Consider the following 10603-nt stretch of genomic DNA (forward strand, 5'->3'; position numbering starts at 1 on the left):
TGAACCTTATGAAAATCTGTTTTTATTTTTTCATCCTCTGCTGCTTTTTTACAAGTTGTGTATCTGCGGATGGCAGCAGCATGCGATGGCCTGAGGAAAGCAATTCGGAACAAAAAACGGCTACCGGTGGGATGTGCCAAGTGACCAAAGTGATCGATGGGGATACCTTTTGGGTGGCGGATGGTAGCGAAAAATATAAGGTACGTTTTATCGGTGTCGATGCCCCTGAGACGCGTAATTCCCGGTGGAAGCAAAAAGGCAAATTAGCTGCTGAAGCCAAAGCTTTTGTCAAGAATCTAACGGAAGGTAAATCCGTAAGACTGGAATTGGACGTGCAGCATAAAGATCGATACCAGCGGATTTTGGCCTATGTCTATCTTGCGGACGGCACGTTCCTCAATGCGGAGCTATTGAAAGCTGGATATGCGGTCGTCGACACCTATCCCCCCAATGTGAAGTATGTGGAATTGTTTACCGAACTGCAAACGGAAGCACGAAAACAGCAAGTAGGCTTATGGGCGGATAGGGCGCTAGCATACTAATGTCTCGAGCTACGGGTTCCCGTAAAAGACTGTCTTTTTCCCTGCTTAACTTTATCACATGATGAAAATTACAATAGCACTTCTATTTATTTTATTGAACAATGATTGTTCGATGCTTCCCGCTGCCCAGGGCGCCAGCGATGAAAAGGAAACGGTATATGTGTGCGGCAGCGGAAATGGTAAACGATACCATTTAAAAGAGCATTGCCGAGGACTGAACAACTGCAGCGCTAAAGCCGTGAAAACTACGGTCGAAAAAGCGAAGAAAGAGGGGAAGACCCTTTGCGGCTGGGAAAAGTAGTTGAATACTAGATTGCTCGCTTTGTTCGTAGATATTCAGGGCTGCTATCCTTTGTACACACAAAATTATGAACCATCAAAATTTATGTATATGGATTTCAAAGAAGAACTACGCCAGTTTGCGAAACGTGTAGACCGGCTTTTACCGCAAATAAGAACGGAAGAGGCAACGAAAACATCGCTCGTGATGCCCTTTCTAAAGATATTGGGCTATGATGTCTTCGATCCCTTCGAAGTACATCCCGAGTTTATTGCCGATATCGGAATAAAAAAAGGAGAGAAGGTCGATTACGCAATATTGCGTGAGGAAAAACCGGTGATCCTCATCGAGTGTAAGCATTATGCCGATGGGCTTGACCCGCATAATTCGCAGCTGTTTCGTTATTTTCACACTACCGAAGCTAAATTTGGTTTGCTCACCAACGGTGTGGAATACCGCTTCTACACCGATCTGGTAACCGCCAACAAAATGGATGAAAAACCCTTTTTCGAGTTTAAGATTACAGACATTAAAGACAATGAAATCGCGGAATTGCGTAAATTTCATAAATCCGTATTTGATCTGGATAGCATTTCCACCGCTGCCAGCGATCTCAAATATTCCAATGAACTCACTATTTTGGTCAGCGGAGATATGCAACATCCCTCTGACGAATTTGTGCGATACTTTACCAAGCAGGTGTATCCCAGCGTGGTGACAGCAAAAATTCTGGAGCAGTTTACGCCCTTGGTTAAACGTGTGTTTGCGCAGATTGTGAACGACCAAATTGCCGAACGTCTTAAAAGTGCGCTAAAGAAAGAAACCGAAACGGAAGAACAGGCTGTCACACCGCCGAGCGAGCCAGATGCCCTCATCGTTACGACACAGGATGAGATCGACGGATTCTTGATCGTCAAGTCCATTTTACGTAAAGACATCGAGGTGGGCCGCATCTTCATGCGCGACAACCAATCGTACTGTGGCATCCTTCTAGACGATAACAATCGCAAACCGCTCTGCCGTTTTTATTTTACACCCAATCGGCTCCGGATAGGCTTGTTCGATAAGGATAAAAAAGAAACGAAATATGAGTTGGATCGGCTTGACGATATTTACCGTTATGCAGAGCAGATCGCACAAGCCATAGCAAATTATTAATCATTCCCTTCAGGGCATGATAAGAACATCGGTATAGGCAAGAAAGTGTAAAAGTCAATAGTCATTCATCTACTGTAAGTTTCTGCGTTATAAACTCAAAGCGGCAAACTAGCAATTGATAAGCGAAGCTTAAGCCCGCAATAAGGCTGTCTGAAAAGGCAGTCTTCTTATTGCGTAGTGTATAAATATCTGTCCGTCAGTTTTAAAATCGCTAATTTACTAATTGGTATCATGATGGTGCCGGTACAAGAATCAAGTATTAAGATACGAAAAAGTGAAGCAATATCGCTGTCCATAAGGGTTCAGAAATAATCGTTGGTGTAAAAGCAGAATCCATCCGCATGGCCATTCCTTTTTTCCCAGATCCGCCGTTCGCAAAATTCCTTATTTAATCGAATTACGTAATAACAATCGGTTTTAATAAATATTGTTATTCAATAAATATTAAATTTTACGTGTTACAATACATTGTTTTTATTATTGCACCATTAATTTATTTTTATGGTTAAGTTTATTTTTAAACACATGATTTTCAGTGTTTTATGATCATGATTTTGTGATTTTGAAACACCCGCTTGATTTATTTTTCAAATATATTTGCATATTTAAAATTTACTACTCTATTTTTGAAATAGTCTAACTGATTAAATATGAGAAACATTCGCACTTATGCCTGTTTTATTGTTGCCTTGGTCGCAACGGTATCATGCCAAAAAGAAGCTCAGATTATTGATGCTGATGAACAATCAAAACCCGACATGTTTCAGGGTTTAAAACGTTTTCCTTACAAGCCAACGGTTTTCAATTTAAGTTCTTTCTCGAATGAAAAGCCGGAAGGAATAGTAAATGACAGAAAGCAAAACACGGTGATTTTTTTGAGGGACAGTATCTGGCCAAATGGCACGGGTAAAACTTCTTTTTATGAATCCACAGAATTGCCGGCCATCCTCCCCGAGACGAGGATCAAACTTTATTTGGGCGCTATCATCCGTGGCGACCAGGCGGTCGATGTAGATAACTTCACGCCACTGCAGATTGCTGCCGTACATCGCAATCCAATCACCATGTATGCTAATTTTCCTACTGATAGCATTTTCAGGACGGTTTTGCCCGCACCTTCGCAGGATGCGCGCTATGTTAGGGATGCACTTTTAGCAGGAACAGGACAGCAAATCCAATCGTTCACTTACGAGCAAAGTCAATTTCGGAAAGTCGAAGAACTTAAAAAGTCATTTGGCGCCAATCTCAAAATTGGAAATATCCTTACCGCCGACTTTTTGGATACTACGTCCTCCGGAAATAATAAAACAAGGGTACGGGCTGAATTTACACAGGAAAATTTCACAGTTGCCATCGAGCCGCCAATTTACGAACCATTCTTGAAACCCACATTTGATGTTACACAGTTTGGTGGTTATGACCCATTGATTGTTAGTTCTGTGACCTATGGTAGGAAAGGTATTTTTATGCTAGAATCCGATTCGACCTACGAGATGGTCCGGCAAACGCTCAATGTAGCATTGACCCTCTCCGCTGAAATGATCGGGATCAGTAGCTCGAATACCCTCGGTGAAAATTTTAGTATAGAATTGGGTGCACGTATGTCCAACGAACAGAAAGCTGTTATTGAAAATTCCAAGATCTACGTCTACGTGATCGGGGTAGATGGCACTTCCACCGTGCGCGCCGTTACGGGCGGATTGGCCGGGTTTGCCCAAATTATTGCACAATCCGGTGGCTTTACACCGCAGTCTCCGGGCGCCCCATTGTACTATACACTTAATTACTTGAGTGATTTTGGAACGTTCAGAAATCCGTTCCAAGTCCATGTCAGCAATGATTAAATAATCCACGACATTTGAACAGCCTCTTCCATGAGAAAGCGCTGTTCAAATGTTCACCATGTAGATACTCGTTTTTGGCGACCAAGGCTATTGGCCTAGCCAATAGCTGATCTTTCCAAAGTAGATACTTCCGTTCAGATTATGATCGCAGCTTTCCGTCTTTTTTCTGCACCTCGCGTGCTCGCGATTCTCTATATATCGTTGCTGTTGGCTTGCCAGAAAAGCGATGATGAACCTGTCGTCAATCTCGAACAGCAATCGTTCATGGATAACTTGGATTCCATTCATCGGTACGCGCGTGAGATCTATCTATGGAATGAGCAGCTCCATATTCCTAGCAGGGAAGATCTTTGGACACGTGTTCCATTCCAAGGAGCCGAAGTTCAACATTACAGACAAGCCATAGGCGCCTTAACAAAGACGGCAATAAACGCCCGCACGGGCATGGCATACGAGTACAATGCCAACGACCCTACCGTGCCCAAATATTCCACTTTGGTTAAAGTGGCCGGCACGCCCGTCAATCGGTCATCGCTTGCTTCAGCAACCTATCAAGTGGATAATGATTTTGGGGTCGCACTTTACGTCCGTAGTCGAGAGGTTTTTGTGCTTTATGTCGATCAAAATTCGCCAGCAGGAAAGCTGAACTTGAAACGGGGCGATAGGGTGCTCGCTATCAACGATCAAGAGGTCGATAATCAGAATTACTTGGAAGTCTGGTCGGAGGCCGCGAAACTAACCTTCGCCAAATTGTTGGTTCAATCACCGCAAAACGATGGACGCAGGGAGCTACGATTGCGTATCGATCGCTACGATAGAAATCCCGTGATCGGCCAAGCTATGCTATCTACCGGAGGTCGTAAGATAGGGTATATCGCGTATGTCGACTTTTCGCAAGAGGCCAATACCAGAAGATATGTGCAGCCCGTTTTTGCCCGTTTTCAGGAAGAGGGGATCGATGAATTGATCATTGACTTACGTTACAATGGGGGTGGGTATCAAAATACAGCCATTTATTTAGCAAACGAACTTTGCGGAGATCAGGCTGATGGCCAAGTGATGTTCACAGAGCATTACAACAAGCTTATGCAGGCCGGAAACGCAACGATTCTGAAAAACCAGATTATCCGCAATCTTGATAACAGCCCTATATATATAGATGGCCGCGTCGCTACGCTATACGATCTCGACTTCAGCATTGCCGCCAATACCATACGTTACCAGCGTTCCGGAGGTTTTAGGCACTTGAAAAAAGTCCACTTCATCGTCAGTGCATATACGGCATCTGCCAGTGAATTGCTGATTAATGTCGTTAAGCCGTATATGGATGTATCCCTCATTGGCGTTTCACTCCGGGGGGAGCCAACGGTAAAGACCTACGGAAAACCGGTAGGGTTTTTTGACATCGATATTGCTGCCTTCAAATTGTATTTGGCAATGTACCAAATAAAAAATGCACGGGAGGAAGGTGACTATTTCGACGGCATGCTGGTTGAATATGTTGCCGAAGACAGCCCGAGCCATGATTTTGGTGACGCCGCTGACCCAGCGCTGGCATGGGTAATGGGCGGTCATAGTGCTGTTTCACGCAAGCATAATGCAAATAAGCAACAGCCCGCGCTGGGCAAGGTGACCGATGCCACCTACATTTTTGATCATGCGCCTGCTGGTTTGCTGATCAAGGATCCAAAGACCATTCAACATCGATAGCACTTGGGGGTAGGCGAATTGATACGCCATGCAACCACGTTTAACATAAATAATAAATAGCTAACCTATGCCACGTATAGTATGAAAAATTCATTTTTAATTGTATTGCTAAGTACAGCAGCACTTTTGTTTCACGGGTGTGCCAAGGAGGATGCGCAAGATCTCCCTTTATCAAGCGAAGCGAACGAGAAGCCATTATTGGCCGATCATTTTAGCCATCTAGCGATGGAACATATACCAAAGGTTGTCATCTCAAAGGGTGATGCGCTGTCCGGTTTATCCATTGCTGATCGGAAGAAACTGCAGTTGACACATATTCGGGATAGCGCCTGGGCCGGTATGATCGGTCGCACCTCATTCTATGAATCAAGCGAAATGGTAGTTACGCCTTCCAACCGCTCCTATATCTTTCCGGGATCGATCTTGCGTGCTTCATCGATCGCATCCGATGAATTCCAACCCTTATTCGGTTACGGCAGGTTGCCCATCCGGGCGAACTTGTCGTTCCCGTCCAGTTTGGCGGTCGGCACGATAAACGATCCCACACTTTCTGAAAGCCGCATATTTCTTCGTAATGCCATCATGGCTCCAGATTTTTCAGGGTATTACGTCGATGATTTTCAGCGCACTATCGCCTACTTTAGCCGCTATGAGGAGGTTAAACTCTCGTATGGATACAATGTCAATGAGCGGCGACTTTTTTCCTCGGTCAATTCTTCCTTCGACCATAATTCTTCCAGCACGAATTACGCCACCAAGCTTATCGTGAGCTATACCGTTAAGAACTTTACCTACAGCATGCCGGATCCGCTTGCTAACGAGCTGATAGACATCAGTACCATTACAGCGGAAACCTTCAATGGTTTTTCGCCCGTGTTTATCAATTCGGTCACATACGGCCGTTATGGTATCCTCGTCGTGGAAACGCAGCAGAATGCAAGTAGCATGGAAAATGTATTCGATAAGGTCGTAAAAAAAATATTCAAACAGTCTAGCGAGACATTTACCCAGGAGGAGAAAAATCTGTTCAATTCCTGCAGGGTCACTGTACATTTGTTGGGAAGTACATTGGGCGAATCGACAATACAGTTGCTCCTTAACCCTGATCCTGAGTCCATGAGCAGTTTTATGAGCGAAAATGTCGGTACGTTCACCGCTGCAGATCCTGGAGTTCCCATTTCTTTTACCGCAAAGTATCTTGCTGATAACAGTCTTTTTAAAACAACCTTTCAAATCGATTTTCCCTAACCCGAATCTCGTCTTGACAATATAAACGTAAACTATAATCTTGAGTATGAAATTAACTGTAAAAAGGAGCAAGCGGAGTTTGATTTCCGCCCTATGTCTATCGGCCATGTGCCTGTTGTTCGCTAATTGTCAGCGCGATCTGCAGATTAGTCCAGACGCGAAAAAAGCAAGCTTCGAAGGACTACGCGAACCCGCAATAACACCATTTGTGGTAAACTCCATGTCATACCATGGAAATGAAGAAGCCGAAGCGAAGCATTTCCGGTCGAGCAGCAATGCAACGAGCAGTTCCGTGGGAGATCCAGTGGCGGGGACATATAGGGATGGTCCAGGCGAACTTATTCCAGTACTGGGTGGCGGCACGCAAAGCGATTTTCTGTACTTTAACCAAAAATACAAATCCAACATGTTTACCGTGGCCGATGTGGCTATGGGCCTCAATATATACCCCGGGGCAATCTTGGACGGACGCAGTATTGAAGGCGTGTTCGATCCGAAAATGTTGTTGGGTATTTCCAACAACATCCGGCCCATCACCATTTCGACATCCATGCCCGTGTCCGGGTCCGTCGTGGCTACAACTTCGCTGCCGCGGCCCACAGCGTCCATATCGTTTCTCAATACCGCGCTTACCGATCTGGAGAATCTAAATCCCGGAGGCATTGGAGCGGCTTCGCTTCAGGTAGAAATTGACTCCTTTCAGGTCTATCAGGAACTAAAAACACTGTATGGCTACAATAAAGGAATCGATGTGTTCCTCTTCAATTCCAATAGTACACAGCAGGGGGAAAACCATCTTGTCAATGCGAATTCGGCGCTGAAGCTGAAGTTTTTTCAGGAAAACTTTACCGTAGATCTCAATACACCATATGATAATTCGCAGCTTTTTGATCCCACTGGCTTGGATATGGGCGCCGTTACGGGCAATACGACACCTGTTTACGTCAAAAGTGTCACCTACGGACGTATGGGTATCATGGTCATCGAGTCGAGCGCCAGTTCAGAAAAGCTCTACAATGCCATCTACAAACAGGTGGGTATCTTGCGTAATCTCATTGGGATCGATCGGAATATGACCGAAGAAGAGAAAGGGATTATCAACAACGCAGATATCCGGGTGAAATATACAGGTATTGGTGTTGACTCCGACGAAACAATCCCGGTAAATGGTCTTGCGGGCTTCATCGAGGTTATGACGGCAAACAGCACGTATAGTAAGGCTAGTCCAGGGGTGCCTATTGCCTTTCAGCTGGCCTTGTTGGACGACCACAGTATCAAAGAGGCTCCTTTCCAGATAAATTATGGACCGTTCGATTGGCCCTTCGCGAAGTTGGAATTAACAAATCATACGCAAACGGGAGAAAATCCACGGTACAAATATGCAGACCTCCATGTAAAGTTTTATAAGGATAGGTTGGGTCTCGCGCCATACCCGAACGTTCCCGATTTTGTGCCATTTGTTGTTGAAAAGGCCAAAAAGTCAACTTCCTACGCCAATTACGTTCCCACGGTAAACAATTCCGTAGAAGTAGCCGAGTTCTTTCCCAATAATACGGGAGCAAGCTTTTTCTATGGCAACGTATTGCTGAGTTATTTCGTAAAGTACGGGTCGGATGCAAACACAAGCGGCGACGAGATATCATACAGACTGATACCCAATGCCTACTTTTCAGCGGTTGAATAGTGCGCTGCATCGGTATGGAGGCGTCTGGGTTTTCCCGTACAACGCCATCCTACTAGCATGTCATGCGGAGGTAAGGCATTTCGTTTGGCCTGGGTTTTGCACGAAGGTACAGCTATAGATACCTATACGGCACAGCATGGATTTAAAGGAAATTTTAAGCTTTCGGCGCTCGGTGCGGGTTTATGATCCCGCATCACCTGTCGACCCCGCTATCGTCAAGCATTGCATTGAATTGGCTACCCTTGCCCCCAATAGTTCAAATATGCAGCTATGGGAAGCGTATCATATCAGCAGTCCCGATCTCATACGGCAGATGGCCGTGGCCTGTCTGGGGCAGAGCAGTGTTTCCACGGCTTCGCAGCTTGTGGTGTTCGTTACGCGGCAAGATCTGCACCGGCGTCGCGCCAAGGCGAATATCGCTTTTGAGAAGGGGAATATCCGGCGCAACAGCCCGGAAGATCGGCAAGAGAAACGGATCAACGATCGCTTGCTGTACTATGGCAAGCTCATGCCTTTTCTCTATGCGCGGTTTTTCGGCGTGATTGGATGGATCCGAAAAATAGGTGTGCATGCTGTCGGACTCTTCCGCCCGATTGTCTACCAGGTGTCGGAAAATGATATGCGCGTTGTGGTGCACAAGAGCTGTGCGCTTGCCGCGCAAACATTTATGGTGGCTATGGCGAATGAACGGTATGACACCTGTCCGCTGGAAGGGTTCGACAGTAAACGTGTCAAGAAGCTGCTTCAGTTGCCTTATGGCGCAGAGGTCAATATGGTGGTGTCCTGTGGCGTGCGCAAGGGGAACGAAGGCATCTGGGGAGAGCGCTTTCGTATTCCTTTTGAAGAGGTATACCATGCCCTGTAGGTCAGGCTTTTTCGGTAATCCGCCGTCCAATGGCCTGCCTGCAAGTTTGGTAATGCTATGGATAAGTAAAATATAATAGCAGTAATCGCCCTAAAATATTTTGATAGTCAATATTTTAGGACTATATTAAGGGTTCTAAAATAAATATATGATGAAAAATCTATTGTTTATGCTATCATCGGTCGCCTTGTTGGGTATTTCTTGCAAGGGCATTGTTCATGAGGATCTAGATACACTGGAGAATGATGTATACCAGATCAAAAACGTCGTCTTTTTCGAAAAAGGCAGTACCATAGATTCGGTTATACACCGATTGGACACCATCTCCTATACCAATTTTGATAGCGTGCGAACGATAGACACCACGATTGTACTATACGCAGACTTCCAGGATAGTGTCTTCATCAACTTTGATGATGGGACGACAGACAACAGGAAATATGAAGATTCGCTGCTGGTCAGTCAATTATTGTTGCGTCATGACTCGATGCATACCGATCGATTTTTACTGGCCTTAAAAGATCCGGTCTATTTCACAGGAATGGATAGTCGAGTCGCTGTTGCACCATTGAATGAAATAAAACTATCCCAACAATTGGCTATTACACCCTGTCTGCGGTATGATATCACCGGTGCATATTGGCGTATCAATTATAAGGTAGACTTTGGCTTGGAAATCGAAAACAAGCAGTCTGGAGAAAGCGATAGCAGACGCGGTACGCTCGTGTACAGCAGATTAGCCTTGCATTACTACCCGGGCCAAGACCCATATCCACAGGCTTCACAGATTTTTATATCAGAATGGAGCCCCTGCACGCCTAAGTTTCTTTAGCGCGTTTATTGATCGCAATACGCAATAGCTTTTTGTCCCTCGCCGGGATAGGGCGTCCCTAAGCCCGGGACGAGTTTGTCCCTAAGCCCGGGACGGGGCGTTACTTTTGAAAGGCAAAAGTAACCAAAACCTCGTCGCTGATTTTTGTTGCATCCTTGTGGGGCAGTGCATAGGCCAGTCTCTACAGACGCAACAAAAATGATGCGACATCCCTGTTAATGATGGGCAGAAGCGATAGTCAGCGATAAGCTCACTATCGCATTACTGTAAGATAGCGAACGATAGCCGTTTGATAAAAGACGCCGTGCGACGGAACTTTTGGGTCTCCTTAACAGTGCTGGCTGGCAAAGAGCATGTTTGGGGGTCTCGAGGGCAGGGCAAGCATGGAATCATGTCGACATCGCATCCAAAGCGATGGCGGCGTTATTCCGGCTTCGGCC

At 45.5% G+C, this 10603-nt stretch carries 9 protein-coding genes; all 9 read left to right on the forward strand.

The features are described from left to right. Positions 1-8 precede the first annotated feature (8 nt). The 9 genes from IE165_RS18125 to IE165_RS18165 all read left to right on the forward strand — a co-directional run bounded on the left by IE165_RS18125 (position 9) and on the right by IE165_RS18165 (position 10163). On the forward strand, positions 9-542 hold the full coding sequence (locus IE165_RS18125) for a thermonuclease family protein (protein ID WP_229826645.1): 534 nt from the start codon (positions 9-11) through the stop codon (positions 540-542). A 58-nt stretch (positions 543-600) separates the two neighbouring features. Next, positions 601-843: a hypothetical protein gene (locus IE165_RS18130; RefSeq protein WP_229826646.1), complete on the forward strand. Its 243-nt coding sequence runs from the start codon at positions 601-603 to the stop codon at positions 841-843. Positions 844-933: 90 nt separating this feature from the next. After that, positions 934-1980, forward strand: a complete 1047-nt coding sequence (locus IE165_RS18135; RefSeq protein ID WP_189628071.1) for a type I restriction endonuclease — start codon at positions 934-936, stop codon at positions 1978-1980. Between the two features lie 650 nt (positions 1981-2630). Next, on the forward strand, positions 2631-3824 hold the full coding sequence (locus IE165_RS18140) for a thiol-activated cytolysin family protein (RefSeq protein WP_189628072.1): 1194 nt from the start codon (positions 2631-2633) through the stop codon (positions 3822-3824). A gap of 141 nt (positions 3825-3965) precedes the next feature. Next, a complete protein-coding gene (locus IE165_RS18145) occupies positions 3966-5534 on the forward strand; it encodes a S41 family peptidase (RefSeq protein ID WP_189628073.1) in 1569 nt (522 codons plus the stop codon). 81 nt (positions 5535-5615) lie between these two features. After that, on the forward strand, positions 5616-6782 hold the full coding sequence (locus IE165_RS18150) for a thiol-activated cytolysin family protein (protein WP_189628074.1): 1167 nt from the start codon (positions 5616-5618) through the stop codon (positions 6780-6782). Positions 6783-6828: 46 nt separating this feature from the next. After that, positions 6829-8466 carry a thiol-activated cytolysin family protein gene (locus IE165_RS18155; protein WP_189628075.1) on the forward strand — a complete coding sequence of 546 codons (1638 nt, stop codon included), beginning with the start codon at positions 6829-6831 and terminating at the stop codon, positions 8464-8466. 136 nt (positions 8467-8602) lie between these two features. Then, entirely contained in the window at positions 8603-9331 is a 729-nt protein-coding gene (locus IE165_RS18160) for a nitroreductase family protein (RefSeq protein WP_189628076.1), read from the forward strand. Between the two features lie 148 nt (positions 9332-9479). Then, positions 9480-10163, forward strand: a complete 684-nt coding sequence (locus IE165_RS18165) for a hypothetical protein (protein ID WP_189628077.1) — start codon at positions 9480-9482, stop codon at positions 10161-10163. Positions 10164-10603 lie beyond the last annotated feature (440 nt).

The sequence above is a fragment of the Sphingobacterium griseoflavum genome (assembly GCF_014653155.1).
In the GTDB taxonomy this organism is placed as follows: Bacteria; Bacteroidota; Bacteroidia; order Sphingobacteriales; family Sphingobacteriaceae; genus Sphingobacterium; species Sphingobacterium griseoflavum.